Raw genomic sequence first — 26,970 nt, 5'->3', positions numbered from 1 at the left:
AGTTTTTTTTTATTTTTTCTTATACTGGATTAACATTTTCTTTTCTGTTATCTACAACATCAATAGCCGTAAAAATAGCTTGTAGCATCGAAGAAGCTTTGGCTACATTTTTTCCTGCAATGTCATAAGCCGTTCCGTGGTCGGGCGAAGTACGCACAATGGGCAAACCTGCTGTAAAGTTTACGCCAGTTTCAAATGAAATGTATTTGAAAGGAATCAAGCCTTGGTCGTGATACATTGCCAAAACGGCATCAAAATGTTTGAATTGAGCATTTCCGAAGAAACCATCTGCTGGGAATGGCCCAAAAACTAAATTACCTTTTGATTTAAATTCTTCTAAAACTGGCGAAATCACTTCTTTTTCTTCGCTACCCAATAAGCCATTTTCGCCAGCATGAGGGTTTAGCCCCAACACCGCAATTTTAGGTTTTTGAATACCAAAATCTTCTTTCAAAGAAGTAAACATAAGGTTAAGTTTCTGAGTAATTCTTTCTTGTGTGATTGAGCTACGTACTCGTCCCAAAGGAATGTGTCCAGTTACTACTCCTACACGCAAAACATCCGAAACCAAAAACATTAAGGAATCTTTTGCCTCGAAAGTCTCGGTAAAAAATTCGGTATGCCCCGGAAATTTAAACTCTTCTGACTGAATATTATCTTTATTAATCGGAGCTGTTACGATGGCGTGAATATGCCCAGCTTTCAAATCTTCAGTAGCTTTTTGCAAACAAGCCAGAGCCGCAGCACCAGCTTCGGCAGTTACTTTTCCCGGATTTACATCGGTTTGTTTATCATCCCAGCAAGTAATTACATTGGTTAATTTAGGATTGATTTGCTCTACACTTTGAATACTGTGAAGTGTCCAATCTTTTAAATCTAAAGCTTTTCTATAAAAACTAAATACACGCTGAGAGCCATAAATAACTGGAGTACAAAGTTTTAAGATTCGATTACTGGTTAGTGCTTTCAAGATGACCTCTGGCCCGATGCCATTATAATCACCCAAAGTAATTCCTATGATTGGTTTTTGTTGTTCCATTGTTTTTGTAGTGAAAAGAATCTGCGGAAATTTTTTCTTTGATTCTGTAAATTAGACTTGCAAGTTATCGTAAAAGAAGGGGAAATAAAAAAGGTTCAGCGAATTGCTTCGCCAAACCCATGATGAATTTCAGAAGAAATGCTCGACTCAGAGCGATGATTTTTTCAGAAAAGCTTGCCATTTCAAGTAAGTAGCCGAACGCCAAAGCCATTCCATTGGGCCGTAATTAAATTTCTCAAGCCACCACTTACTGATAAAAAGTTGCAAAGTAAAAATGCCTAATCCAATCAGATAGCACCAAGCTGGACTGATGTCGCCTGCCAAACCAAATCCAATGCCATAAAACAAAGTGACACCAATGGCACTTTGGAGTAAATAATTGCTCAGTACCATTTTGCCAATGCCAGCCAAGTAAAGCATTACTTTTTCCATTGATTTTTTATGCAACAACAAAGCCATTCCTGAAATATAAAAGAGCGTCATCAGTAAAGAATGAACTGAAAATAAGAAATTGCCCACTAAGCCAAACCATTTGGGGAATTTGTCCCAGAGTTGTCCCAATTCAACCGTAAGGAAAAAGGCAATGATGAAAAAATTAACCCCAAGCGACCACCACATGACTTTTTTGATAAGTACTTTATGGGTTTCGATGTCCTCCAGATATTTACGTTTACCCACAAAAAGTCCTAACAAGAAAAATCCAAAAGTAACGAAAATCCTACCTGAGTACAATTGAAACTCTACTTTGAACTTGAAGTCTTTGAAATTTTGTGCAACGATTTCGGTATAAGTACCTTTTTTCAAAGTAAAATAGCTTTTGGCGTTTTCTTTTTCATTTTTTTCAAATTCAGCTTTTTGTTCTTTTTCGGTTTTTGGTTTTTCGGGAGCTTTATTAAAGGCAATTATTTCATGAACGAAATTGGGAATATTGAGGGCGAAAATCAAAATGGCTACCAGCAATACTTTGTCGCTTGCCTTGTAAAAAAGCAACAAGAAAAAACCAAGAAATGCGTAAATACCCAAAATATCGCCTTTCCAGTGAAGGTGATGAATAAAACCAATGATAAACAAAATGACCAATCGCCAAGCGAATCTCGGTAGAAAACGAGAGTCATCTTCTTTACGTTGTAGTAATTGAATAGCGAAACTTACCCCAAAAAAGAACGAGAAGTAAGTAAAAAATTTTCCAGAAATAAAGATACCATCAATAAAACTCACGATGGTACTGGCTGTATCGCTTTGATACTTTTGCCAAACTTCACTGGGCATTGCACCAGCAATAAACCAACCGCCAATGTGGGCTAATACGATACCAAGTAGTGCAAATCCCCGAAGGGCATCAACTAATAAGATTCTTTGTTTTTGAGAGGTCATTTTTATTTGTTTATAGTTAAATTTATTGCTTAGATGCTTCAATGAAGAATGGGGTTGCAGGAGATATAAATTAAATTTTTATTGAAGAATTTAGCCACCGAATAAGCATTTGGCTTACTTTTAGAAAATATTAGAAAGAGTATTTTTTAAAAATAGCAACTAATCAAAACAAAATTGTATCTTTCTAATATAGACCAAATTTTCTTGCGTATTCGTAACCAAATACCCAATTTATTTTTGATTTTTGTATGATTTAATATGTTTTTGTTTTGTAGATTACGATTTAATAACAATTTGGCTTAAAACAGAAACTTGTTAAACAAAAGCCCTTTCACTAAAAGCATTTACCAATAACCGACAACCAATTTCTGAAATATGGCTCAGCCTTACGTCCAAAAAATCAACAGTCTCTTGGTAGCCAATCGTGGCGAGATTGCTATCCGTATCATGCGTGCTGCCTCTGAATTAGGTATTCGCACCGTTGCCGTTTATACGTTTGAAGACCGTTATTCTCTTCACCGATACAAAGCCGATGAAGCTTACCAAATCGGAAAAGATGATGAGCCTTTAAAGCCTTATTTGGATATTGAAGGAATTATTAAACTTTGTAAGGAGAAGAAAATTGATGCGATTCACCCAGGCTATGGTTTCCTTTCTGAAAACGTTACTTTAGCTCGTCGTTGCCGTGAAGAAGGCATTAAATTTATTGGTCCTTCACCAGAAGCAATGGACGCTTTGGGCGATAAAGTAGCTGCAAAAGTGGCTGCAAGAATTGCACAAGTACCGATGATTGAAGATTCAAAAGAAGATTTAGTCAATTTCGACATTGCTCTTTCTGAAGCTCGCAAAATTGGTTTTCCAGTAATGGTAAAAGCTGCTGCGGGTGGTGGTGGACGTGGTATGCGTGTAGTGCGTGAAGAAGAAGCTTTAGAAAAAGCTTTCAGTGAAGCGAAAAACGAAGCGAAAAATGCTTTTGGCGACGATACCATTTTTATCGAAAAATTCATCGACCAACCTAAACACATTGAAGTACAGTTATTAGGTGACCAACATGGCAATTTAGTTCACCTTTACGAGCGTGACTGTTCAGTACAAAGACGTTTCCAAAAAGTAGTAGAAGTAGCTCCTTCTTTTGGTTTGAAAGAAGAAACTCGCCAGAAATTGTATAAGTACGCTTTGGCAATCGGTAAAGCTGTAAATTATTACAATGCTGGTACGGTTGAATTCTTGGTGGACAAAGATGAAAATATTTACTTTATTGAAGTAAACCCACGTATTCAAGTAGAACATACTATTACGGAAGAAGTAACAGGTATCGACATCGTTCGTACACAGATTTTGATTGCTCAAAACTATAAACTTTCTGATAGTAATATCTTCATCCTTAAACAAGAAGATATTCCTTTGAATGGTTATGCAATTCAATGTCGTATCACCACAGAAGACCCAGCTAACGGTTTCAAACCAGATTTCGGAACGATTATCGCCTACCGAAATGCTGCAGGTTATGGCATTCGTTTGGACGAAGGTTCATCATATCCGGGTGTGAAAATTTCTCCATACTTCGACTCGATGTTGGTGAAAGTATCTGCTCGTGGTAGAACTTTGAAAGGAGCTTCACAACGTCTTTCTCGTGCCTTGACGGAGTTCCGTATTCGTGGTGTAAAAACCAATATTCCATTCTTGAAAAATGTAATTACGCACCCAGTTTTCCAACAAGGAAAATGCGTAGTACAATTCATAGATTCACATCCTGAATTATTTAACTTCAAAACTTCAAGAGACCGCTCTACAAAAGTACTTCGCTATTTAGGTGATGTAGTGGTAAATGGTAATCCTGATGTAAAAGTTAAAAACGATAGAACTTTCCGTACTCCAGTTGTTCCAGCATTCGACCCATTCGCTGAATATCCAACAGGTAATAAACAATTGTTGGATTCGATGGGGGCTGATAAATTTGCTCAGTACATCAAAGAACAAAAGCAAATTCTTTATACAGATACTACTTTCAGAGACGGACACCAGTCATTATTGGCAACACGTGTACGTACTAAAGACATGGTAGCTGTGGCAGAAAGTTATGCTAAAAACTTCCCTCAATTGTTCTCAATGGAAGTTTGGGGCGGTGCTACTTTCGACGTAGCGATGCGTTTCTTGAACGAATCGCCGTGGAAACGTTTGGAAGCATTCCGTGAAGCCATGCCGAATATGCTTTTACAGATGTTATTCCGTGGTTCAAATGCAGTAGGCTATTCGGCTTATCCAGACAATTTAATTGAAAAATTTGTAGAAAAATCTGCGGCAACAGGGATTGATGTCTTCCGTATTTTCGACTCTTTGAACTGGGTTGAAGCCATGAAAGTATCTATCAAAGCTGTTCGTGAGCGTACAAATGCCATTGCAGAAGCTTCCATTTGTTATACAGGTGATGTCTTTACCAATGAAAAGTATTCATTACAGTATTACTTAGATATGGCTCGTCAGTTAGAAGACGAAGGAGCTCACATCTTAGCAATTAAAGACATGGCTGGTTTGCTCAGACCATTCCAAGCACAATTGTTAGTAACAGAATTGAAGAAAGCACTTTCAATTCCTGTACACTTACATACACACGATACAGCTTCGATTCAAGCGGCAACTTATTTGAAAGCTATTGAAGCAGGTGTTGATATTGTAGATTGTTCTTTAGGTTCGATGTCTGGTTTAACGGCTCAACCAAACTTCAACTCAATAGTAGCAATGATGCAAGGACATGAGCGTGAATGTGCTATGAACTTGCCTTTATTGAACCAGTACTCAAACTATTGGGAAGATGTTCGCCAGATGTACTATCCATTTGAATCTGAATTGAAAGCAGGTACTGCCGAAGTATATGATAACGAAATTCCGGGTGGACAATACACCAACTTGCGTGGACAAGCCATTGCTTTGGGTGTAGGTGATAAATTTGAATTGATGAAGCACAATTACGTGGAAGCTAACAAATTGTTTGGCGACATCGTAAAAGTAACGCCATCGTCAAAAGTAGTAGGGGATATGGCAATCTTTATGACTGCCAATTCATTAACGGCTGAAGATGTGTATGCTCGTGGTGCTACTCTTTCATTCCCTGAATCTGTAAAAGATTTCTTTAAAGGTGGCTTAGGACAGCCTCATGGAGGTTTCCCGAAACAATTGCAAGAGATTATCTTGAAAGGTGAAACACCATTAACAAGCCGTCCGAACGATACTATTCCTCCGATTGATTTTGAAAAAGATTTCGAGGCATTCAAAGCGAAATTCCCAGAAAATGAGCAAGGTGAATTAGATTATCTTTCATACAAAATGTATCCGAAAGTATATGAAGATTACTACAAAGCTCAACAACTTTATGGTGAAGTTTCATTGATTCCAACGCCAGCATTCTTCTATGGTTTGAAATCTGACGAAGAGATTTTGATTACAATTGATGAAGGAAAAACCATCATTGTTAAATACTTGTACAAATCAGAGCCAGACGAATCAGGACTTCGTACAGTTACTTTTGAATTGAACGGACAGGCTCGTAGAATTAAAGTATTAGACAAGAATATCAAAGTTGAGCGTCCGCAACACGTAAAAGCCTCGGCAAAAGGTGATATTGGAGCTCCACTACAAGGTCGTTTAAGTAGAATCTTGGTGAAACCGGGCGATGAAGTGAAGAAAAATGCACCATTGTATGTGATTGAAGCTATGAAAATGGAATCAATCGTTTCTTCTCCATTTGAAGGTATCATTTCAAGAGTTGTATTGAACGAAGGTACAGTAGTTGAACAAGAAGACTTAGTATTGGCAGTAGAAGAAGCAACTTTGCCAGAACCTGATAAAGAAGAGTTCTTGTTTGTTTACGGAACATTAAGAAAAGATTTCGGCAACGAATTACATAAATTGATCACTCGTAATTCTGAGTTTATCGGAATGGCTACTTATCAAGGAAAAATGTATAATATTGGCGAATATCCTGGTATTGTACCATCTGAAGACAGTAATAGTAAAGTAGTAGGTGAGCTTTACAAGTTAAGTAATTCAGTAAGATTAATTAGAATTTTGGATGAGTACGAAGAGTATTATCCAGAAAATGAAGCTGAAAGTGTTTTTGTTCGTAATGCCATCACAGTTACTATCGACGGAACAGCTTATGAATCGTATTCATATTTGTACAACCGTTCAACTGAAGGTTTAGCAGAAATTACAAGCGGAGATTTCTTAGCTCAGTAAATAAATACTATCAATAAACAGAATAGCCTTGAATTTCTTCAAGGCTATTTTTGTTTGGAGTGAAATGTTGGATATAGACACTCCCGATGTTTTAGCATTATCAAATTTGAAAATTGTTTCACCTCATCAACATAAAAAAAGGCAAGCCTTTGATGCTTGCCTTTGGTGGAATGTTAGTGATAATTTGGTTAATTAATACAGTACCCAAGTGTCTTTTGAACCACCCCCTTGTGAGGAGTTCACGACTAATGAGCCTTTGCGTAGGGCAACTCTTGTTAAACCGCCCGGGATTACTTGTACACCATCTCCGTAAAGAATATATGGGCGTAAATCCACGTGGCGACCTTCCGAGTGGTCATCAATCAAACATGGTACTCTTGATAAAGAAATCGTAGGTTGAGCAATATAATTTCTTGGGTTAGCTTTGATACGTGCTTTAAAAATATCCTGTTCTGCTTTAGTAGATTTCGGCCCAATCAACATTCCATAACCACCAGCCTCATTGGCTTCTTTTACTACTAATTTTTCAATGTTTTCTAAAACATATTTACAGTCGGCTTCTTCTCCACAAATATAAGTTTCTACGTTAGGAATGATAGGGTCTTCGCCTAAGTAGTACTTAATGATTCTTGGTACATAAGCATAAATTACTTTATCGTCGGCAACACCCGTTCCCGGAGCGTTGGCTAAGGCAATTCTTCCTTTTTTATATACATCAAAAATACCCGGAATACCAATCAATGAATCTGGATTGAAAGTTTTAGGATCTAAGAAGGTATCGTCAATTCTACGATAAATAACATCAACAATTTGGAAACCTTTGGTAGTACGCATTTTCACGTAGCCATCGTGTACGACTAAATCACGAGCATCTACTAATTCAACACCCATTTGTTGTGCCAAATACGAGTGTTCAAAATAAGCTGAATTATAAATACCTGGCGTAAGTACGCAAACTGTTGGGTTGGGTCTGTCGCTGATGTGTTGTAACATCTGCAATAAACGGCTTGGGTAATCAGAGATAGACTGTACTCTTGTTTTTCCTAAAACTTCTGGGAAAGTACGTTTTAACAATTCTCTGTTTTCAAGCATATAAGATACTCCAGACGGACAACGAAGGTTATCTTCTAAAACCATAAACTTGCCATCGTCGCCACGAATTAAATCTGTACCCGTGATATGGATATAAATTCCTTTAGGTGGGCGAATACCAACGCAAGGTCTGAGGAAGTCTTTTGAAGTTTCGATTAATTCACGAGGAACGATTCCGTCTTTTAATATTTTTTGGTCGTGATAAATATCATCCAAAAACATATTGAGAGCGGTAATACGTTGTATTAAACCTTTTTCGGTTTTTTTCCAGTCTTCGGCTTCAATTACTCGGGGAATAATATCAACAGGCATAATTCTTTCTGTTCCTTCATTCTCCGAATAAACGTTGAACGTAATCCCCATGGCCATCAAAGAGCGTTCTGCTGCTTGGTGGCGACGGATAAATTCATCAACCTTTAACTGTTCTACCCGTTCCTTAAATGCTTCATAACCCATACGCACATTGCCTTGTGCATCAAACATTTCATCGAAGAAGCCTTCGGTTTGGTAGTTGTCAAAACTAAAATTCATAGGCTTTGGATATTTTATTAGTTGTTATAAGTCTAATTTAAAAAAATAATGGTGAGCTACAAAATTGTTTTCCCAAAGAAAATTCGGAAAAATAGAAAAATGGCAAAATTTCTTGAAAAATGAGTAAAATTACTTACTGATTTTCATACGAAGTTACACTTTGAACTTACGAAACAATCATTTCGTTGCATAAAATATCTGTTTTTCAAAAAATGAAGCGAAAAGATTTCATAAAAGCCTCGGCAGGGGTATTAGCCATGACTACTTTAGGAACATTAAAAGCTCTTTCAGACCAATTATCTGAACAAGGACAAAAAACACCTTTACTTTTTATCGGTCATGGTTCGCCGATGAATGGCATCGAAAATAACCAGTTTAGCCAACAATGGGAAGCAATCGGTAGAGAAGTACCAAATCCGACAGCCGTCATTTGTATTTCGGCTCATTGGCTTACTCGTGGTACTTTTGTAACAGCAATGGAAAAACCCAAAACTATCCATGATTTTGGCGGTTTTCCAAAAGCTCTTTTTGATGTACAGTATCCTGCTTTAGGAAGTCCAGCCATTGCGGAGGAAACTAAAAAACTGATTACAAAAGCAGAAGTACATTTAGACCATGACTGGGGACTCGACCACGGTACTTGGACAATCATCCGACATATTTATCCAAAAGCCAATATTCCAGTACTTCAACTGAGTATCGATTATTATCAGTCGCCACAATATCATTATGAGTTGGCTCAAGAATTAGCCGTATTAAGACGAAAAGGCGTGTTGATAATCGGTAGCGGGAACATGGTGCATAATTTAAGAATGGTAGATTTTCAGCGAATCAATGGTTCTTATGGCTATGATTGGGCAATTGAAATCAACCATATTTTTAAAAAACATATCGCAGAAGGTAATCACAAACCTTTGATAAATTATGAAAGTTTAGGACAAGCCGCTAAATTGGCAATTCCAACGCCCGACCATTATTATCCTTTACTGTACATTTTGGGAATGCAAGAAAAAAATGAGGAGGCAACTTTCTTTAATGATGTAGCCGTAGGAGGTTCGCTGACGATGACTTCTGTAAAAATTGCTTAAATTGAAATTGGTAACTGGTGATTGATGATTAGGCAAGCACACTTGTCTAAAATAAGTCTAAAAAAAGCGTTTATTAATCCGAAATCCGACACCTGAAATCCGAAATCAATAATGCTTAAATTGTATTGATTACTCCATAAATGATTAACAAAGCACAATATTCTTTATTTATCAAACAAAAAGCTCAAGAATTGGGCTTTGATTTTTGTGGTATTTCAAAAGCAGGATTTTTAGAAGAAGAAGCTCCAAGATTAGAAAATTGGCTCAAAGCCAATCGTCACGGAAAAATGCAATATATGGAAAACCACTTCGACAAACGCCTCGACCCACGTTTACTTGTCGACGATGCCAAATCGGTGGTTTCTTTATTGTTTAATTATTATCCTGCCGAACGCCTGCCCGAAGGTAAAGAGGATTTGAAGTTATCGAAGTACGCTTACGGAACAGATTATCATTTTGTAGTAAAAGATAAATTAAAATTGTTTTTGTCTGCCATTCAAGCAGAAATTGGCGAAGTAAACGGCAGAGCTTTTGTAGATTCTGCCCCAGTAATGGACAAAGTTTGGGCAAAAAAAGGTGGTTTGGGTTGGATTGGCAAAAATGCTAATCTTATCAATAAAAAACAAGGTAGCTTTTTTTTCATTGCCGAATTGATTTTAGATTTAGACTTAGAAAGCGACGGCCCTGTAAAAGATTATTGCGGTACTTGTACTCGCTGTATTGACGCTTGTCCGACCGATGCCATCATTGAACCTTATGTAGTGGACGGTTCAAAATGTATCAGTTATTATACCATAGAACTCAAGGAAGCCATTCCTTTAGAAGTACAAAATCAATTTGAAAACTGGTTTTTTGGCTGTGATATTTGTCAGGATGTTTGTCCGTGGAATCGTTTTTCAAAACCACATCAAGAAACACAATTTAATCTTCATCCAGATTTAGCTCAATTTTCAAATGCCGATTGGCAAGAAATTACTGAAGAAGTATTTCAGGTAATCTTTAAAAAATCGGCTCTTAAAAGAACCAAGTACACAGGTTTGAAACGCAATATCGACTTTTTGAAACCATGAATATTCTTCTGGGAATACTTCTTTTATCAAAATTAGCTTGTCATCTTTGTACTTCAAATCAACAAATCTCTTAAAAAACAATCTTCTTGAAAAAGTTATTTGAAAGCTATAAGCCTGATTTACTGGCTACTTATCATTTGTCGCTTCCGATTATTGCAGGTCAACTTGGCATTATGCTGATGGGGCTGGCAGATACCGTACAAGTGGGCAGAATGGACAAAGGGGCAGTGGAGGCATTAGCAGCGGCAGCAGATGCCAACGGAATTTTGATAAACATTACCATTATCGGTTATATCTGTTTGCAAATTGTTTCGCCGATGGTGGCAAAAGCCAAAGCCGAAAACGATTTTGCTCAATGTTATTTTCTTTTGAAAGCCAATCTTTGGGTAGCAATACTAATGGCAGTACTTTGTTCTGTGTTAGTAGTTGCTTTTGGATTGAATATGCAGATTTTGAAACAACCGCCACAAATACAAGGACTTACGCAAAACTACCTTTGGATTATCACGGCTTCAACTGTTCCTGCCTTTATTTTTTCTGCCATCAAAAGTTTTACGGACGGGCTATCGCACACCAAAGTAGCGATGAACATTACTTGGTCTGCACTGATTTTAAACGTTATCTTGAATCACTGTTTAATTCATGGCGTTGGCTTTTTCCCTGCTTTAGGTTTGAACGGAGCGGGTTATGCTACTTTTACCTCAAGAGTATATATGATGCTGGCAATTGCTTATTATACTTTTGGTACAAAAACATTTAAGGAATACTTAAAGGTAAAAGTGAAACAGAGCGAAACAGGAGCTTTAATAAAAGACATTCTTAAAATTGGTATTCCAAGTGGTTTTCAAGGATTTTTTGAAATTGCAGCATTCTACGGAGCAGTGGTAATGATGGGTTGGATAAGTGTTCAGCACAAAGCTGCTCACCAAGTAGCCATAGGTTTTGTTTCGCTTACTTATATGGCCGCTACGGGCATTGCTACCGCTGGGGGCATTAGAGTTGGCTCGGCTGTGGGAACAAAAAACCGTGAAGCCATTTTCAGAGCTGGTACAGTCGCTTTGCTGATTGGTATAACTTTTATGGGCATTTGTGGCGTACTGATGTTGAGTTTTAATGATTTTTTTGCCAGTTATGTCAAAGACGAAGACGTGATTTTTTTAGCGGCACAATTGATTATTTGGGGCGGAATATTCCAATTATTTGATGGCGTTCAAGCCGTAAGTTTGGGCATACTTCGAGGCGTACAAGATGTAAATGTGCCTACTTTAATAACCATTTTTGCTTATTGGGGCGTAGGTTTACCACTTTGTTATGTTTTGGGTTTTGTTTATGATTTAAAACATATCGGCATCTGGATTGGGCTTACACTTTCCTTATTTGCTTCTGCTTCTTTATTAAGTTGGCGATTTTATAGTAAAGTAGCGAAAATGGAATTGTAAAATTGAGGTATTAGGATTTTGGATGTCGGATTTTTAAAATATTTTCTTTTGATGTATTTCATAAATTATAAAGTTATTTTATCCAATTTATGGAATCAGCCATTCTAAAATAGCTTTCCAACTTCGGTACAGCACTAAACCAAAATTCATAACTCATAATGTTACTGTAGGAAAGATTAAATTGATTCGGAAATAGGATAAAGTAGTTATGAAAGCGTTTAGGAAAGCTGAAAGCAGACATCCGAAACCCGAAATCAACAATTTGGCAATCCTGACTCATATTTAATTATCAGTCTATGAAAACTTATACAAAAAGGGCTTTTATTTTTCGTAATCCAGCCATTCAGAAAGAAATCGCTTCTCTGAATCCTGTCACAGAACATCAGCGAATTGTCTATTTGCTAACGGCTTACGAATTTCCTTTTGATATGGTAAGGGCGTTGGAATTGGCTTTATTTCATACTTATGCCAGTCCAAGTATTTCAGGACTTTTGCAAAAAACAGGAGAGTTTGTAAAGCGAGGACAAAAACGTTATGACGATACGGGGATTTTGATAGCCCAATTTATGCAAGCAGGCTATGATAGCGAACTGGGCAAAAGGGCAATTGACCAAATGAATAAAATTCATGGACATTATCGCATTGCTAATGAAGATTATTTGTTGGTACTTTCTACTTTTGTTTTTTATCCAATCAATTGGATGGAGGCAAACGGTTGGCGAAAAATGACTGAGGATGAACAATTAGCTTTGTTCTTATTTTTTAAGGAAGTAGCTCAACGTATGAATTTAAGCGATATTCCTGAGAGTATGGAAGCATTAAAATCTTTTGCCGAACATTATGAAAAAAAGTATTTTCGTTTTGCCGAAAGCAATAAAGTAATCGCAGATGCCACCGTAAAAATTGTAGAAGATTGGTTTCCAAGCTTTTTGAGGTTTGCTGTAAAACCAGTTTTTGCGGCTTTGATTTCAGAATCATTAAGACAAGCCTTTGCTTATCAAAAGCCCTCAGCATTTTTTTGTAAAATATTGGAAATGAGTTTTCAAATCAGAAAGTATTTTTTGAAATATATTACTTTTAAGCTATATCCCACCGAAATAAGTAATTCCCATTATAGAACCTATCCCAAACACGAGTTTACGATTGAAACCTTAGGCCCTGAGTATATAATTCGGAAGAAATGATTTTGCTCTGGAAACGCTTACTGTTTTCAAAAACAAAATCAAATGCTAAACCAATCTATCATTTTTCAACAAAATTTCTATCTTTGTTAAGTTTATTCAATCCTTATTTTTTATTTTTAGCATGGAAAGTGTTCCTTTAGTAAAAAGATATTATTCGATTTCGGAAGTGGCTCAGATGTTTGATATGAATATCTCCAAACTTCGTTTTTGGGAAGAACAATTTCCTTCACTAAATCCAAAACGTGACCGTTCGGGCGATAGAAAATATACACAAGAAGACATAAACCATTTGACCGAAATCGTAGATTTGGTTGAAAATCAAGGATATACCATTGAAGGAGCAAAGCGTGCATTAGAAGCAAAGAAGAAAAAAAAGCATGAAACTCAAATGGTAATTAATAAATTAGAAGAAATTAAAAAATTTATGAAAGCCCTCAGAACCGCTTTAGACGAGCCAGACGAGGAAACCGAAAACAAGTCGGCAAGTGAATAAAAAGACTTTAAAATCTTTTCTACAAAAATGGCTATTTCTGAAAATAAAATCTACCAAATCGCATTAACCTTGATTCCCAAAATTGGGGACGTGTTGATTCGTCAGTTAATAAGTTACTGTGGTTCTGCTGAACAAGTATTTCAAACACCTGTTGCCAAACTTCAAAAAATTCCTAATATTGGCAAAACACTTGCCTTGAATCTGCAAGATAAATCTGTACTTGAAAAAGCTCAAAAGATTGTTCAAGAAGCTGAAAAACAACAAGTTGAATTGCTGTTTTATACAGATAAAAAATACCCAAATCGACTCAAACAACTGTACGATGCTCCCGTTTTGCTGTATTACAAAGGCAAAGCTGATTTGAATCATACTCGTACCATCGCCATTGTAGGTACTCGGCAATCCACAGAATATGGCAAAAGTGTTACCGAAGAAATTATTGAAGATATAAAACCATTTAACCCATTGGTAATAAGTGGTTTGGCTTATGGAATTGATATTGTAGCACACAAAGCTTGCTTGAAAAATACTGTTCCTACATTAGGCGTTATGGCAAGTGGCATAGATTTAATTTATCCGTATCAACATAAAAATGTGTCGGTACAGATGCAAGAATTGGGTGGAATTATTACAGAACAAACTTTTGAAACCCAGCCCGACCCACGATTTTTTCCACAAAGAAATAGAATTATAGCAGGAATGGCGGATGTTACAATCGTGGTTGAAGCAGCAATAAAAGGCGGAGCATTGATTACGGCAGAGTACGCCAATAATTACCATCGTGATGTTTTTGCTGTACCTGGACAGTTAGGAAAATCTTTTTCAGAAGGTTGTAATAAGCTTATTAAGGAGAAAAAAGCGGAAATTTACACCAGTATTCAAGATGTCGTGGAAACGTTGAATTGGGATTTACTCGGAAATGAGAAAAGTCAGGTAAACAAAGTAGCTTTAGATTTAAGCCATTTTACCGAAGAAGAAAGTCAAATTATGGCTTTGCTACATAAAAACCAAGTGATGGAAATTGATGAATTAGCTTGGCAATCACAGATTCACATTGCCAAATTATCTTCTTTACTATTGAATTTGGAATTTCAAGGCGTATTGAAGTCTTTGCCTGGTAAGAAATATGCAATTTCGGTGCGATAGTTGGCTTTTGGTTTTTAAACAAAACCAAAAGCCAATCTAATTTTTCAATCACTCATCCACCAACCTTCTTAGCTTTATAGCCAGAAGTGGTTAAAAAAGTAAGGATTTTATCTCTGAAATCGCCTTGTATCAAAATTTCTCCATCTTTTGCCGAACCTCCACAGCCACAAAGATTCTTGAGTTTTTTACTCAACGCTTCTAAATCATCATTTGTACCTACAAAACCTGAAATTAACGTTACTTGCTTTCCTGCACGAGCTTTTTTATCTAACTGTACTTTCAGATTTTGTTTAGCGGGAGCTAAGGTTTCAACTTGTCCATCGTCTTCAAAAGAAAAGTCAAAATCAGGATTGGTAGAATATACTACGCCAAGAGGTATTTTTTTATTTTTAGACATGACCGATAATCAACAAAGCTTTTGGTTTTAAAGTAATCTTCAATTCGTTGGTATCTAATTGTAAGGGTTCGCCATCATAATGCACCAAAAGATTTTCTTGGGCTTTTAAGGTAAAAAGACTGTCTGATTCAGTTTCGATATATCTCGAATTTGGCAAAGTACCTCTGAACAAACGCACACCAATAATCGGAGCTGCTCCAAACGGAAAAGGCTTCAATACAACCATTTCAATTAAACCATCATCAATTTTTGATTTGGGCGAAATCAAGGCATTGTTACCGTACTGCGTAGCATTGGCGAAAGTAATCGAAAAGGCATTTTTTACTTCGTTGATACAAGCTGATTCCAAATGATACGATTCGGGCTTATATGTACGAAAAGATTTCAAAGACATTTTGGCATAAGTCTTCAAACCTCTTGAACTTTGCTGGGCAAATTCATTGGCTACGTGGGCATCAAAACCTACACCTGCTGTACAGAAAAAGGGGATTTCATTAAGAAAACAGACATCTATAACGCCCGTTTGCTGAGAAAGTACAAAATTTACTGCCTTTTCAATTGTAAGCGGTATTTTTAAGTGACGAGCCAAGCCATTTCCTGAGCCAATTGGTACTATTCCTAAAGCCGTTTTCGAGCCTATCAGCCCTTTTGCTACTTCGTTTACCGTGCCATCGCCACCCACAGCGATTACTCTTTCAATACCTTCTGCAACCGCCTGTTGAGCAATTTCTGTGGCATGACCTCGATACTCTGTAAAAAATAATTTACAATTTTTATGCTTTGCAAGCAGATTTGTAATCTTATTTTTTTGCACGGGTGTAGTCGTTCCCGACTTCGGATTCATCACAAACCAAACCATATTAGCTAAAAAAGATAAACATCAATATTATCATGATTACAAACGACAAGTACATCAAGCCGTCCACCAAGTAATAATCTTGGTATTTTTCAAAAAGTTTTTTGATTTTCATGTAAGCTTCCTACTCCTTCTCAAGAGAGTTTATTACATATTCTTATCTTTGAATATGTTTTCATATAAAAAATCAAATTTACACAAAAATTAAGGGATGAAAAAATTACTGTTACTTTCATTAACATTCTTCGCATTGAATGCGTTCGCCCAGTCTAAGCAAGACAGGCAAATAATCTTGAATATTTTAGATAAACAAACCAAAGCTTGGAACGATGGCGACGTAAGTAACTTTATGAAAGGCTACTGGGAGTCCGACTCGTTGATGTACATCGGAAAGGGCGGTATTAAGTATGGCTACGAAGGTACTTTGGCGAGTTATCGCAAAAATTATCCCGACAAAGCCAGCATGGGAACGCTAAAATTTGATATTCTTCATGTCAATTTTTTAGCTAAAAATACTTGTTTGGTTGTAGGAAAATGGCATTTGGCTCGCCCAGAGAAAGGAGATATTGGCGGACATTTTTCACTTATTTGGAAGAAAATCAAAGGAAAATGGCAAATCATTGCTGACCATTCTTCTTAAATACTTGTAGGAAAATTAGTTGATATTTACTTTCAAACAATCAAAATATTAAGCTACCATTTTAGGATTTTTACGGTAAACATTGGGCGTATATCCAGTCCATTTTTTGAAAGAGCGGAAAAAAACACTTGGTTCAGAATAGCCCAATAAATAGGCAATATCTGTGGTACTTAGGTGTGATTCTTGTAAATGTTGTAAAGCTAAATTCTTACGAATATCATCAAGGAGTTGCTGAAAAGTAACTCCTTCTTCTTTCAGTTTCATCTGTAAAGAACGCAAACCTATTCCCAAACTTCTTGAAACATTAAAAAGTGAAGGTTCTTCGCCTTTTAAGCCATCCAAAATTTCTTTTTTCACTTTTTCTTTGAACGAATTATCTTGATTTAATCCTTCCAGAATACTCCGTGCGTGTTTATCAAACAAAGGAAAAAGATTGGGATTGGCATTGATAATTGGCAAATTAAAGTACTTTTTTTCAAAAACCATTCCCGTAAAATTACTTTCAAAAACTACTTCTTGCGTTTGAAAAACTCTTTGATATTCAGACGAATCGGAGTAAGTGGGATAAATAAAATGAACAGATTTTAGCGGTAAATCTTTGCCAATCATTCCTTTCATAGCTGCATGATAAATAGACAGTTCCGACTCAAAAGCATATTGCGGATACAACATTTCCTCACTTATTTGTGTAAGCGTAACATAAACCAAATCGTTTTGAATAAAAACAGTGGTTTTTGAACCATCACAAACAATATCTTGATACTGACAAAGTTTCTCTAAAGCTTTATCCAAAGTAGGACAGTGCATCATCACATAAGCCAAAATTCCCACCGCAACCGTATTGATAGATTCTCCAAGATGCAAAGCCAAATGTTTATCGCCCGTCATTTCTACGGCTTCCTTCCAAAGTACTTGTACTTTTTTGATGGGCAAACGAGCGTCTGGGTCTTGTAGCATTTCGGGAGTTAAACCAACTTTTTCGCACAAAGTAGTATAGTCTGCCCCTTTTTGTTGGGCAGCGTATAAAATCAGATTGAAAGAGGCTACGGAGAGGGAATTGTTTTTCATGGTTGGAGGATTTTTAGCAATGAGTTATGAGCAGTGAGCTTTGAGTTTTTTTTATTTTCAATAATTTTATTTGGAATATTTCTCATTAAAGAATCCATAAAAAAGCTCAAAGCTCACGGCTTACTGCTCAAAGCTTATAGCTCACAGCTCGTAGCTAAATTACTTTATATAACGCCAATCTTCATTTCCTTTTAAGGCAAGTAAAGATTCATAAATCAAGTTAATAACCGCTTGCACATCGTCTTTTGAAACAGTTTCAACAGTCGTGTGCATATATTTCAATGGCAAGGAAATCAAAGCAGATGCAACACCTTCAGTAGCATAAGCGAAAGAATCAGTATCTGTACCCGTAGAACGAGAAACCGCCTGACGCTGAATTTTGATTTCTTTAGCTTCGGCAACGTCGATGATAAAATCACGTAAATTGTTCTGTACCGCTGGGCCATAACAAATCACAGGGCCAGAACCACATTTCAAATCACCTTGCTCTTTTTTGTTGTACATCGGCGACTGAGTATCGTGTGTAACGTCTGTTACAATGGCAACGTCTGGTTTCAAACGTCTTACAATCATTTCAGCACCACGCAAACCGATTTCTTCTTGTACGGCATTGACAACATACAAAGTAAATGGTAGCTCAACATTGTTTTCTTTCAACATTCTGGCTACTTCGGCAATCATAAAACCACCCATGCGGTTATCCAAAGCACGACCAACGAAGTAACGATTGTTCAATTCTGTAAGACCATCTTCAAAAGTAACGACTGTACCTACATGAACGCCCATTTCTTCTACTTCCTTTTTGTTGGCAGCACCTAAATCAATAAAAATATCATTGACAGTAGGAGCTTTGTCTTTAGCAATATCACGCACGTGAATAGCAGGGTAGCCAAAAATGCCTTTTACAACGCCTTTTTTAGTGTGTAAATTACAACGCATCGAAGGAGCAATCACGGCATCAGAGCCACCATTTCTTCTTACGAAAATATAGCCGTTATCGTCGATATAATTCACAAACCAAGAAATTTCGTCGGCATGAGCTTCAATAACTACTTTATAAGGTTGGTTGGGATTGATAACCCCCACGGCAGTTCCGTAAACATCAATAATCGTTTCGTCGATGTAAGGTTTGATATAATCCAACCAGATTTGTTGTCCCGGAGCTTCAAAGCCAGTTGGCGAAGCATTGTTGAGGTATTCGTAGAGGAATGTTTTTGCGTTTTCAGTCATAACTTATTCTATAAAAAATTTATCTAAAAATGTTTTTAAATTATTGAGAGCAGGAGCATTCAGATTCCAGTGACTTTTATTTGAATACTCTCTCTCGGCTTCTTTTATTTTCTTTTTCTGATTTTTACTTTCACCTAAAAGTGCTTCTAAATATGCGTAAATTTTAGTTTTACGAGCTGGGGTTGTATAGTTTTTACCTTTATGCGAACGTAAACAATCTTCATAACCTGCCCAACATTCAAAAATACCTTGATGCTCTGGATTGATAATTTGTACAAGTAAGGTTTCTAAATCTCCGTCACCTTGGTTATTGGGTAATAAAAAATAGTCATCAATAGCATATTTTGTTTGATATTGGATAAATTTTGGATTTTCTTCGGCAAAATTATCTGCATCAAAAATGACAATATTGGCTATTCCATTGATTTCATTTTCTTTAAAAAGATTAGAAACCATATAAATTTTGTCTTTACCACCAACAATTAAAATATCTGGATTAGCACTTTCGCTGCCAACCTTTCCAATTTCCAAGTCGATTTTATAAGTATTTGCAACAAAATCTTTTAAAAATTTGGCATCGGCAATGCCTTCTACAAAGATTTGAACCCTTTTCATCGTTGCCCTCCTCTCGTATTAGCACCAATACTTAATGCAAATTCAAACTGCTCAAAATCAAAAGTTACAGACTTTACTTCACCTTTAGCATTTTCTAACAAACTGATATTTCGGGCATCTTTTTGATACTCTTCTCCCAACTCCGACAAAGCTTCCACAAAATATCTTTGACATTCTAAACTATGAGTAGTAGCAAAAAGTTGAACATCAAATTGTTTACAGAGCGTAATAACTGTCTTCCAGAAATCTTTTAGGCGTGAGAAGTGAATGCCATTTTCGATTTCATCAATCATAATGCGTTTATCTTCCTCACAACTTAAAATGCCAATGATAATTCTGGCAAGTTTCACAACACCATCGCCAAATCGAGTAATAGGATAAATTTTATCATCTTCAAGTAAAACAATACCTATACTTTCGGTATTGAAGTTACTGTGCAATCTGGTTTCTTCTAAATTTGGAATTAATATTCTGATTATATTATCAAATGCTTTTCGGATAGTTTTATCAGGATTCACATTCTGTACATATTTCTTTACAAGTTGCTCGGAGTATCCTGTATTATTCGCTAAAAGATTAAAACTTTTTTTAGCTTGAGAAAGGTATCTTTGAGATAAACAAACCGTATTAATATGTTCAGAATTACTGTAAATTCTTAAAAGTTGTCCATCGCTGGTATCTATAAACTGGTTGATAATAAAATCATTGTCAGTTTTATTAACTAAATCAAATTCGATTGGAGAAAGCCCTATTGCTTTTTTACTATTTTTACCTTTAAGAGAAAAACTGCACTCTAAAGGCTTAGTTGAATCTCTTAATATACTTTCCCATGCACCAATTTTAGATAAAATGCTTGAAATATCAGATATTTTAAAACTTTGTGAAGGAAATATTTTTCTAAGTATAAAGGCATTTGTTAGTTTAACTAACCACTCATAAGTCTTCTCATCAAATAACAATCCCTCCAATACACTCGTCTTTCCAACATTATTATCACCTACCAAAAGGTTGAATTGACCAAGGTTTTCCATTTCAAAAGAATCAAATCTTTTGAAGTTTTCTATTTTGAAATATGTTAAATGGTTTTCTCCCATGATTTTGTCATTTTCACAAAAATACAAAACCCCAAAGGTTTTAAAAGCCTTTGGGGATAAAAATCAGTTTTTGATTAAGTATTCTGAAAAAAAGAAAAGTTCATTGCTCACAGCTCGAGGCTTAAAGCTCATAGTTATAAAGGAATATTTCCATGTTTCTTTCTCGGTAAATTCGCTACTTTGTTTTCTAACATTTTGAAAGCACGAATTAATTTTTGACGAGTTTCCGAAGGCATAATCACTTCGTCAATATAACCTCTGTTGGCTGCTCTGTACGGATTCGCAAATTTTTCAGTGTATTCATCTACCTTTTCTTCCAATTTTTCTTCTTGGTTCAAAGCTTCTGAAATCTCTCTTTTGAAAATAATTTCTGCTGCTCCTTTTGCTCCCATCACGGCAATTTCTGCTGTTGGCCAAGCGTAATTCATATCCGCTCCGATGTGTTTCGAGTTCATTACGTCATAAGCTCCGCCGTAGGCTTTACGTGTAATTACGGTAATTCTTGGCACAGTGGCTTCGCAGAAAGCATATAATAATTTTGCTCCGTGCGTAATGATGCCACCCCATTCTTGGTTTGTGCCGGGCATAAAGCCGGGAACATCTTCTAACACCAATAAAGGAATATTGAAACAGTCGCAGAAACGGACAAATCTTGCTGCTTTTTGGCTTGCATGAATATCTAAAACGCCCGCCATCACCGCTGGCTGATTGGCAACAATACCGATACTCCTACCTGCCAAACGAGCAAAACCTACTACAATATTTTCTGCGTAATTTTTATGTACTTCAAAGAATGAATCTGTATCAGTAATATGTTCAATTACTTCTTTGATGTCGTAAGGCTGATTGGGGTTTTCTGGAATGATGTTGTTTAACTCTTTGCGTTCTTCGTTTCCTGCTTCATAAGGTAAAGCTGGGGCTTGGTCTTCACAGTTTTGAGGAACATAAGAAAGAATTTTCTTAATGTCGTTGATACAAGTAACTTCGTTGGCACAAGAAAAATGCGTAACGCCCGATTTGGTTGAGTGCGTAGAAGCTCCACCTAATTCTTCAGAAGTCACCAATTCGTGAGTTACGGTTTTTACTACGTTTGGCCCTGTTACAAACATATATGAAGTATTTTCTACCATCAAAATAAAGTCTGTAATGGCTGGCGAATAGACTGCTCCGCCTGCACATGGCCCCATGATGGCAGAAATCTGTGGAATTACGCCCGATGCTAAAGTATTTTTATAGAAAATATCTGCATAACCTGCTAATGAAGTAACGCCTTCTTGAATCCTCGCACCGCCTGAATCATTTAAACCGATGAGTGGTGCTCCATTTTTCATGGCTAAATCCATGATTTTACAGATTTTTTCTGCAAAAGTTTCGGATAATGCTCCACCAAAAACGGTAAAATCTTGGGCAAAAACGTAAACTAATCTTCCGCTTACTGTTCCGTAGCCCGTTACAACGCCGTCGCCTAAGTACGATTCATTTTCTAAACCAAAGTCTTTACAACGATGAACTACAAATTTTCCAATTTCTTCAAAACTGCCTTCATCTAATAATAAAGCTATTCGTTCACGTGCTGTTAGTTTTCCTTTTTTGTGTTGAACGCCAATTCTTTTCTCACCGCCACCCAATAATGCTTCTTCATTTTTCTGGATTAATTCCTCAAATTTGGTTTGATTACTCTTCGTTTTCATGGTAAATAATTTTGCTCTTATGGTTTTGCTTTAATTCAAATCAAAGATAGGAGTACAACTCATAAGAACCTGCAAAAATGATATAGATTCTTGAAATTACTATTTTCTGATGCTTACAAGCATAAAATTTATTGAAAAAATGTCTTTTGATTACTGAATTAGGAGAATTAAAATCAATTGATTAGTATTGAATGATGGATTCAAAACGTTATTCTTGGAATAAAAGAAAGATGGTTTTTGACAAGAAAAAATAAACCTGTGAATGTAAAGTATGAGAAGTACCTGTATATGGATTTTTTTTATGATATTTTTTTTGTCGATTTTTAGCAAATCTATGGCACAAATTGGTGGTAATAGTAGTTTTAGTTTTCTGACGATTCCTGCTAATCCTCAAACGATGGCTTTGGGCGGTATCAATGTTTCCAATACTTCAAAAGACGTAAATGCGATTTTTCAAAACCCTGCTTTATTAGATACTTCTGAACATAATTTATTAGCCGTCAACTATTTACCTTACTTTGCTGGTGTCAATTACTCTTCGGCGGCTTATGCCCGAAAAATTCATAAACAAATTGTAGCGATTGGTGTACAGTCTATTGCTTATAATAATTTTCAACAGACAGATGCCGCTGGCGTAGTACTTGGGCAATTTACAGCAAACGACGTTGCTCTAACGCTTTCAAGTGCCAAAACGCAAGGAAATATTACTTTTGGTGGAAATTTAAAATATGTATCTTCTGTCATTGAAAGTTATTCTTCGGTAGCCGTCTTAATGGATTTTGGTGCTATCTTTAAACATCCAAAGCAAACGTTGAGTTTTGGACTAAGTGTAAAGAATGTAGGACTTGCCTTTAAGTCATACACAAACTTTGATAAACCTAATTTACCTTTTGATGTACAAGCAGGCATCAGCTTTAAACCTAAATATATGCCTGTGTATTTTTCTTTGACGGCACATCATCTTTACAAATACGATATTGCTTATTTAGACAAAAGTATCGTCACGAAAGATTTAAACGGAAACGTCATCGAAACTACTATTAGCCCAGTTGATAAAATTGCTCGCCATTTGGTTTTTGGGGCAGAGCTTTTATTAAGTAAAAACTTTCATGCCTTAATCGGCTACAATCATCAAAGAAGTGCGGAATTGAGCCAACAAAAGGTAGGAGGTTTCTCGGGGTTTTCTTTAGGATTTTTAGTCCATACAAAATTCCTTAATTTTACTTATTCATATTCTGGCTATAATGTTGCTGGAAATTTGAATAGCTTTGGTTTAGTTTGTGATTTCAATAGAATAATTAAATAACAATTCACCAACCAACAATTTTAGATACTTTACTCTTGTTGTGGGTACGCTTTAAAGATGGCAAATTTAGATTCATTAACTCCAAAACAAATTGTCGCTGAACTCGACAAGTACATCATTGGGCAGAAAGATGCCAAAAAAAATGTAGCGATTGCTCTTCGTAACCGTTGGCGACGAATGAATGCTCCAGAGGAGATGCAAAAAGAAATTACACCCAATAATATTTTGATGATAGGTTCTACGGGCGTTGGTAAAACCGAAATTGCCAGACGTTTGGCGAAATTGGCGGACGCTCCTTTTACAAAAGTAGAGGCTTCTAAATTTACAGAAGTTGGCTACGTAGGACGAGACGTAGAATCTATGGTTAGAGATTTGGTGGAGTCTTCGATTCATTTGGTGCAGATTTCAAAAAAAGAAGAAGTAAAAGACAAAGCTTTAGAATTTGTAGAAGAAATTATCGTGGAGGCTCTTGTGCCTTCGATGAGTAAAACGGGAAAAAAGAAAAAGCAAGATAAAATTGGCTTTGAAAACGAAGTACCGCAGTCGGACGAAGAACTGAACCAACGTACTCGTGAGTTATTTCGTGAAAAACTTAGAAAAGGCGAATTAGAAAATCGTAAAATTGACATCGCTATCAAAGCTCCTAATACGCCAAATATTGGAGTTATGGGTGGACCAATTGACGAAATGTCGATGATGAATATTTCGGAAATGATTGGCGGAATGTTGCCTAAAAGAGAGAAAAAACGCAAAATGACTATCGCCGAAGCTCGTAAAATTCTTTTAGAAGAAGAATCAGCTAAGTTGATAGACATGGACGAAGTAAAAGAAGAGGCTATCAGAAAAGCTGAAAATTTAGGCATTATTTTCATTGACGAAATTGATAAAATTGCTTCATCACGTAGTGGAGGTGGTGGTCCAGACGTAAGCCGTGAGGGCGTTCAGCGAGATATGTTGCCAATTGTTGAAGGCTCTTCAGTCAATACAAAACATGGCGTTATCAATACCGACCATATTCTTTTTATTGCGGCTGGTGCTTTCCATGTATCAAAACCAAGCGATTTGATTCCTGAATTACAAGGTCGTTTCCCGATTAGAGTAGAACTACAAAGTTTGAAAGAAGAAGATTTTTATCGTATTCTGAAAGAACCTAAAAGTGCTTTGACGAAACAGTATGTTTCACTATTGCAGTCGGAAGGCGTAGAATTGACCTTTGATGATGAAGCTTTAGCAGAAATCGCACGCATCGCTTTTGCGGTAAATTCAGAAGTAGAAAATATCGGAGCAAGACGTTTACAAACCGTAATGTCACATTTATTAAACGATATTATGTTTGATATTCCAGACGTAATTTTACCAAACGAAAAAATCGTCATTACCAAAGCTTTGGTAACAGAACGCTTAGGCGGTATGGTAAAAAATAGAGATTTGAGTCAATATATTTTGTAGAAATTGATTCATCAAAAAGCCGTAAAACACAGTAATTCATCCTTGAAATTACTGTGTTTTACGGCTTTTTTGTTTTTAAATTAATCGTTCAAAACCGTCTTTTTCTCAAAGAATTTTATTTAAAAATCCTTGTTTGTAAATTCTTCCGATTGGAAGTTTCTGATTTCCGATTTTGATACAGTCGTTGGTATAAGAGTAAACTTTATCGACGGCTATGATAAACGATTTATGAATTCTTACAAATTTTGATTCGGGCAATTTGGCTTCCATATAGCCCATTCTTTCATAGACAACATACATCCCGTGGCAAGTGAATAATTTGATATAATCTTTCAAGCCTTCTATGTACAAAATATCATTGAGAAATACTTTTATTTGCTCTTTTCCGACTTTAAAAAAGATATAAGCATCTTCATAATTTGACTTGTTTGATGCAGTACTTTGGGTAATTTCTTGAAAGTGTAAATACTTTGAAATGGTTTTCAAAAAACGGTCTTGACTGATGGGTTTTACCAAATAATCAAAAACTTCCAGTTCAAAACCTTCTACGGCATACTCCCGAAAAGCCGTTGTCATGATTACTTTTGGTCGTTTTTGTAAAGATTTCAGCAATTCCAAACCAGTCATTTTGGGCATTTGAATATCTAAAAAAAGTAAATCAACCGAATGGTTTTGGAGATAAACAAAACCTTCAACGGCATTATCAAATGTTTTGACAACTTCAAAATCTGGAAGATTTTCTAAGTACATTTTAATTAATTCTCTGGCAGGCAGTTCGTCGTCGATGATGAGGCAATGATTCATTTAGTTTACAATGATTTTTAACACCACTAAAAAACTATTGGCTTCTTGAAAAATATTAAATTCGTGTGTATTCGGATAAAGTAATTCAAGTCTTCTTTTTACGTTTTTCAAACCCAAACCTCCATTTTGATTAATCACCACAAGGTTTTCGGCTTCAATACTGTTTTCAATTTTGAAAACTAAGGTTTTTTCTTTCGCTGAAACATCCATACGAATCCACGATTGTCCAATAGATTTATTCACGCCATGTTTGAAACAGTTTTCAATAAGTGGCAGCAATAATAAAGGTGAAATCTGAAAACCGATGATATTATCAAAAATATTGACTGACACATCTAATTTATCGCCAACCCTAATTTTTTGTAAATCCACATAATTGATGATGTAGTCGATTTCTTCTTTCAGAGGCACTTTATCTTTTTTAGAATCGTAAAGGCTGTATTCAAGTAAATTAGAAAGTTTTAAAATTTGTTGTGCCGTTTCTGGACTATTTTTAAAAGCACTTGAATAAAAATTATTCAGCATATTAAAAATAAAATGCGGTTGTACTTGCGATTTCAGCAATTCAAGTTCGGCAGCTATTTTTTCTTGTTTCAATTCCTGTAAAACTTGCTGTTGCCCGTACCAACTTCTGATAAAAAAGAACATTCCATACAAAGACACAATTAGGTACAGATTTACAAATTCTATCAAGATTTTGGGTAAAAATATCAGCGGTTTCAGCATCCCTTCTACATGATATAAAGGGTATAAGTAATAGTAGTTGATGTACCTTTTCAGCATCACAAACACCAAGGCAACGGTTATTTGTCCTATCCAAAAAATAGTTTTTTGGTTCGACAAATAAAATTGCTTGAACAAGTAATGAATCGACAAGTAAGAAACCACAAAAGCGATTGGAAAGGAAGTACAAGCTTTCAGAAAATACACATAATATTGGTCAGTAGCCGCACCCATTCCGAGCCATTCGTACAAAAAGTAGAGTACCCAAAAAGTAATATTAAAGCGAATAGAATTTTGGCGATTGTTCATCTAAACAGATTTTTGATGCCTAAATTAGAATAAATAATAGAGATACGACTTTAACAGACAGGTAATTTAGACCAACAACCAGCATTATCCACCAAC

Annotated in this window: 22 protein-coding genes; 10 read left to right on the top strand and 12 right to left on the bottom strand. The window is 36.1% G+C overall.

The features are described from left to right. Positions 1-19: 19 nt before the first annotated feature. Positions 20-1,039, bottom strand: coding sequence for a 4-hydroxythreonine-4-phosphate dehydrogenase PdxA (gene pdxA / locus VB248_RS10045; protein WP_323296639.1), 1,020 nt, complete (start codon positions 1,037-1,039; stop codon positions 20-22). Positions 1,040-1,186: 147 nt separating this feature from the next. After that, complete coding sequence (locus VB248_RS10040; RefSeq protein ID WP_323296638.1) at positions 1,187-2,413, bottom strand: DUF418 domain-containing protein; 1,227 nt, start codon at positions 2,411-2,413, stop codon at positions 1,187-1,189. A gap of 375 nt (positions 2,414-2,788) precedes the next feature. Between VB248_RS10040 and VB248_RS10035 the strand changes: the two genes are divergently transcribed. Continuing rightward, positions 2,789-6,649 (top strand): pyruvate carboxylase, encoded by a 3,861-nt coding sequence (locus tag VB248_RS10035; protein WP_323296637.1) that lies wholly within the window; start codon positions 2,789-2,791, stop codon positions 6,647-6,649. A 192-nt stretch (positions 6,650-6,841) separates the two neighbouring features. Here the strand turns inward: VB248_RS10035 and VB248_RS10030 are convergent, their stop codons facing one another. Then, positions 6,842-8,272: a circularly permuted type 2 ATP-grasp protein gene (locus VB248_RS10030; RefSeq protein ID WP_323296636.1), complete on the bottom strand. Its 1,431-nt coding sequence runs from the start codon at positions 8,270-8,272 to the stop codon at positions 6,842-6,844. A gap of 257 nt (positions 8,273-8,529) precedes the next feature. Here VB248_RS10030 and ygiD point away from each other — a divergent pair, with 257 nt between their 5' ends. The 6 genes from ygiD to dprA all read left to right on the top strand — a co-directional run bounded on the left by ygiD (position 8,530) and on the right by dprA (position 14,692). Further along, entirely contained in the window at positions 8,530-9,360 is an 831-nt protein-coding gene (gene ygiD / locus VB248_RS10025) for a 4,5-DOPA-extradiol-dioxygenase (RefSeq protein WP_456062052.1), read from the top strand. A 140-nt stretch (positions 9,361-9,500) separates the two neighbouring features. Next, positions 9,501-10,430, top strand: coding sequence for a tRNA epoxyqueuosine(34) reductase QueG (queG, locus tag VB248_RS10020; RefSeq protein WP_323296634.1), 930 nt, complete (start codon positions 9,501-9,503; stop codon positions 10,428-10,430). 86 nt (positions 10,431-10,516) lie between these two features. Continuing rightward, positions 10,517-11,869, top strand: a complete 1,353-nt coding sequence (locus VB248_RS10015; protein ID WP_323296633.1) for an MATE family efflux transporter — start codon at positions 10,517-10,519, stop codon at positions 11,867-11,869. Between the two features lie 296 nt (positions 11,870-12,165). Then, a complete protein-coding gene (locus VB248_RS10010; protein ID WP_323296632.1) occupies positions 12,166-13,053 on the top strand; it encodes an oxygenase MpaB family protein in 888 nt (295 codons plus the stop codon). A gap of 121 nt (positions 13,054-13,174) precedes the next feature. Then, complete coding sequence (locus tag VB248_RS10005) at positions 13,175-13,546, top strand: MerR family transcriptional regulator (RefSeq protein ID WP_323296631.1); 372 nt, start codon at positions 13,175-13,177, stop codon at positions 13,544-13,546. Between the two features lie 27 nt (positions 13,547-13,573). Then, complete coding sequence (dprA, locus tag VB248_RS10000) at positions 13,574-14,692, top strand: DNA-processing protein DprA (protein ID WP_323296630.1); 1,119 nt, start codon at positions 13,574-13,576, stop codon at positions 14,690-14,692. A 52-nt stretch (positions 14,693-14,744) separates the two neighbouring features. Here the strand turns inward: dprA and VB248_RS09995 are convergent, their stop codons facing one another. Both VB248_RS09995 and VB248_RS09990 read right to left on the bottom strand, forming a co-directional pair. After that, positions 14,745-15,089 (bottom strand): translation initiation factor, encoded by a 345-nt coding sequence (locus VB248_RS09995; protein WP_323296629.1) that lies wholly within the window; start codon positions 15,087-15,089, stop codon positions 14,745-14,747. Continuing rightward, positions 15,082-15,933 (bottom strand): diacylglycerol/lipid kinase family protein, encoded by an 852-nt coding sequence (locus VB248_RS09990; protein ID WP_323296770.1) that lies wholly within the window; start codon positions 15,931-15,933, stop codon positions 15,082-15,084. The genes VB248_RS09995 and VB248_RS09990 overlap by 8 nt, the downstream gene beginning before the upstream one ends. Positions 15,934-16,156: 223 nt before the next feature. Here VB248_RS09990 and VB248_RS09985 point away from each other — a divergent pair, with 223 nt between their 5' ends. Then, positions 16,157-16,585 (top strand): YybH family protein, encoded by a 429-nt coding sequence (locus tag VB248_RS09985; protein ID WP_323296628.1) that lies wholly within the window; start codon positions 16,157-16,159, stop codon positions 16,583-16,585. Between the two features lie 48 nt (positions 16,586-16,633). On the opposite strand, the gene VB248_RS09980 is transcribed toward VB248_RS09985, so the two are convergent. From VB248_RS09980 to VB248_RS09960, 5 genes are all read right to left on the bottom strand, one after another. Further along, positions 16,634-17,653, bottom strand: a complete 1,020-nt coding sequence (locus VB248_RS09980; RefSeq protein ID WP_323296627.1) for an AraC family transcriptional regulator — start codon at positions 17,651-17,653, stop codon at positions 16,634-16,636. A gap of 159 nt (positions 17,654-17,812) precedes the next feature. Further along, positions 17,813-18,883, bottom strand: coding sequence for a M42 family metallopeptidase (locus VB248_RS09975; RefSeq protein WP_323296626.1), 1,071 nt, complete (start codon positions 18,881-18,883; stop codon positions 17,813-17,815). Between the two features lie 3 nt (positions 18,884-18,886). Continuing rightward, positions 18,887-19,498: a DUF3226 domain-containing protein gene (locus VB248_RS09970; RefSeq protein WP_323296625.1), complete on the bottom strand. Its 612-nt coding sequence runs from the start codon at positions 19,496-19,498 to the stop codon at positions 18,887-18,889. Beyond that, on the bottom strand, positions 19,495-20,529 hold the full coding sequence (locus VB248_RS09965; RefSeq protein ID WP_323296624.1) for an AAA family ATPase: 1,035 nt from the start codon (positions 20,527-20,529) through the stop codon (positions 19,495-19,497). Before VB248_RS09965 ends, VB248_RS09970 begins: the two co-directional genes overlap by 4 nt. 197 nt (positions 20,530-20,726) lie before the next feature. Further along, positions 20,727-22,283: an acyl-CoA carboxylase subunit beta gene (locus VB248_RS09960; protein ID WP_323296623.1), complete on the bottom strand. Its 1,557-nt coding sequence runs from the start codon at positions 22,281-22,283 to the stop codon at positions 20,727-20,729. Between the two features lie 271 nt (positions 22,284-22,554). Between VB248_RS09960 and porQ the strand changes: the two genes are divergently transcribed. Both porQ and hslU read left to right on the top strand, forming a co-directional pair. Beyond that, the gene (gene porQ / locus VB248_RS09955; protein WP_323296622.1) at positions 22,555-23,589 is read left to right on the top strand and encodes a type IX secretion system protein PorQ; all 1,035 of its coding nucleotides are present in this window, start codon (positions 22,555-22,557) and stop codon (positions 23,587-23,589) included. 57 nt (positions 23,590-23,646) lie between these two features. Continuing rightward, the gene (gene hslU, locus VB248_RS09950) at positions 23,647-25,038 is read left to right on the top strand and encodes an ATP-dependent protease ATPase subunit HslU (RefSeq protein WP_323296621.1); all 1,392 of its coding nucleotides are present in this window, start codon (positions 23,647-23,649) and stop codon (positions 25,036-25,038) included. 105 nt (positions 25,039-25,143) lie between these two features. Here hslU and VB248_RS09945 read toward each other — a convergent pair whose 3' ends face one another. Continuing rightward, positions 25,144-25,842, bottom strand: a complete 699-nt coding sequence (locus tag VB248_RS09945) for a LytR/AlgR family response regulator transcription factor (protein ID WP_323296620.1) — start codon at positions 25,840-25,842, stop codon at positions 25,144-25,146. Next, entirely contained in the window at positions 25,843-26,874 is a 1,032-nt protein-coding gene (locus VB248_RS09940) for a sensor histidine kinase (protein WP_323296619.1), read from the bottom strand. Between the last annotated feature and the right edge of the window lie 96 nt (positions 26,875-26,970).

The organism is Arcicella rigui, from assembly GCF_034929435.1.
GTDB classification, from domain to species: Bacteria; Bacteroidota; Bacteroidia; order Cytophagales; family Spirosomataceae; genus Arcicella; species Arcicella rigui.
Note: the sequence above shows the minus strand (reverse complement) of the source record. Positions and strands in the feature narration are given on the sequence as shown.

Excerpts from the sequence above, each read along its gene's own strand:
- VB248_RS09945 (WP_323296620.1), bottom strand. The coding sequence starts at position 25,842 with ATGAATCATTGCCTCATCATCGACGACGAACTGCCTGCCAGAGAATTA.
- VB248_RS09995 (WP_323296629.1), bottom strand. The coding sequence starts at position 15,089 with ATGTCTAAAAATAAAAAAATACCTCTTGGCGTAGTATATTCTACCAAT.
- VB248_RS09990 (WP_323296770.1), bottom strand. The coding sequence starts at position 15,933 with ATGAATCCGAAGTCGGGAACGACTACACCCGTGCAAAAAAATAAGATT.
- porQ (WP_323296622.1), top strand. The coding sequence starts at position 22,555 with ATGAGAAGTACCTGTATATGGATTTTTTTTATGATATTTTTTTTGTCG.
- VB248_RS09980 (WP_323296627.1), bottom strand. The coding sequence starts at position 17,653 with ATGAAAAACAATTCCCTCTCCGTAGCCTCTTTCAATCTGATTTTATAC.
- hslU (WP_323296621.1), top strand. The coding sequence starts at position 23,647 with ATGGCAAATTTAGATTCATTAACTCCAAAACAAATTGTCGCTGAACTC.
- VB248_RS09970 (WP_323296625.1), bottom strand. The coding sequence starts at position 19,498 with ATGAAAAGGGTTCAAATCTTTGTAGAAGGCATTGCCGATGCCAAATTT.
- VB248_RS09940 (WP_323296619.1), bottom strand. The coding sequence starts at position 26,874 with ATGAACAATCGCCAAAATTCTATTCGCTTTAATATTACTTTTTGGGTA.
- VB248_RS10035 (WP_323296637.1), top strand. The coding sequence starts at position 2,789 with ATGGCTCAGCCTTACGTCCAAAAAATCAACAGTCTCTTGGTAGCCAAT.
- VB248_RS09960 (WP_323296623.1), bottom strand. The coding sequence starts at position 22,283 with ATGAAAACGAAGAGTAATCAAACCAAATTTGAGGAATTAATCCAGAAA.
- VB248_RS10040 (WP_323296638.1), bottom strand. The coding sequence starts at position 2,413 with ATGACCTCTCAAAAACAAAGAATCTTATTAGTTGATGCCCTTCGGGGA.
- dprA (WP_323296630.1), top strand. The coding sequence starts at position 13,574 with ATGGCTATTTCTGAAAATAAAATCTACCAAATCGCATTAACCTTGATT.
- VB248_RS10030 (WP_323296636.1), bottom strand. The coding sequence starts at position 8,272 with ATGAATTTTAGTTTTGACAACTACCAAACCGAAGGCTTCTTCGATGAA.
- VB248_RS09965 (WP_323296624.1), bottom strand. The coding sequence starts at position 20,529 with ATGGAAAACCTTGGTCAATTCAACCTTTTGGTAGGTGATAATAATGTT.
- VB248_RS09975 (WP_323296626.1), bottom strand. The coding sequence starts at position 18,883 with ATGACTGAAAACGCAAAAACATTCCTCTACGAATACCTCAACAATGCT.
- VB248_RS10005 (WP_323296631.1), top strand. The coding sequence starts at position 13,175 with ATGGAAAGTGTTCCTTTAGTAAAAAGATATTATTCGATTTCGGAAGTG.
- VB248_RS10010 (WP_323296632.1), top strand. The coding sequence starts at position 12,166 with ATGAAAACTTATACAAAAAGGGCTTTTATTTTTCGTAATCCAGCCATT.
- queG (WP_323296634.1), top strand. The coding sequence starts at position 9,501 with ATGATTAACAAAGCACAATATTCTTTATTTATCAAACAAAAAGCTCAA.
- VB248_RS09985 (WP_323296628.1), top strand. The coding sequence starts at position 16,157 with ATGAAAAAATTACTGTTACTTTCATTAACATTCTTCGCATTGAATGCG.
- pdxA (WP_323296639.1), bottom strand. The coding sequence starts at position 1,039 with ATGGAACAACAAAAACCAATCATAGGAATTACTTTGGGTGATTATAAT.
- ygiD (WP_456062052.1), top strand. The coding sequence starts at position 8,530 with ATGACTACTTTAGGAACATTAAAAGCTCTTTCAGACCAATTATCTGAA.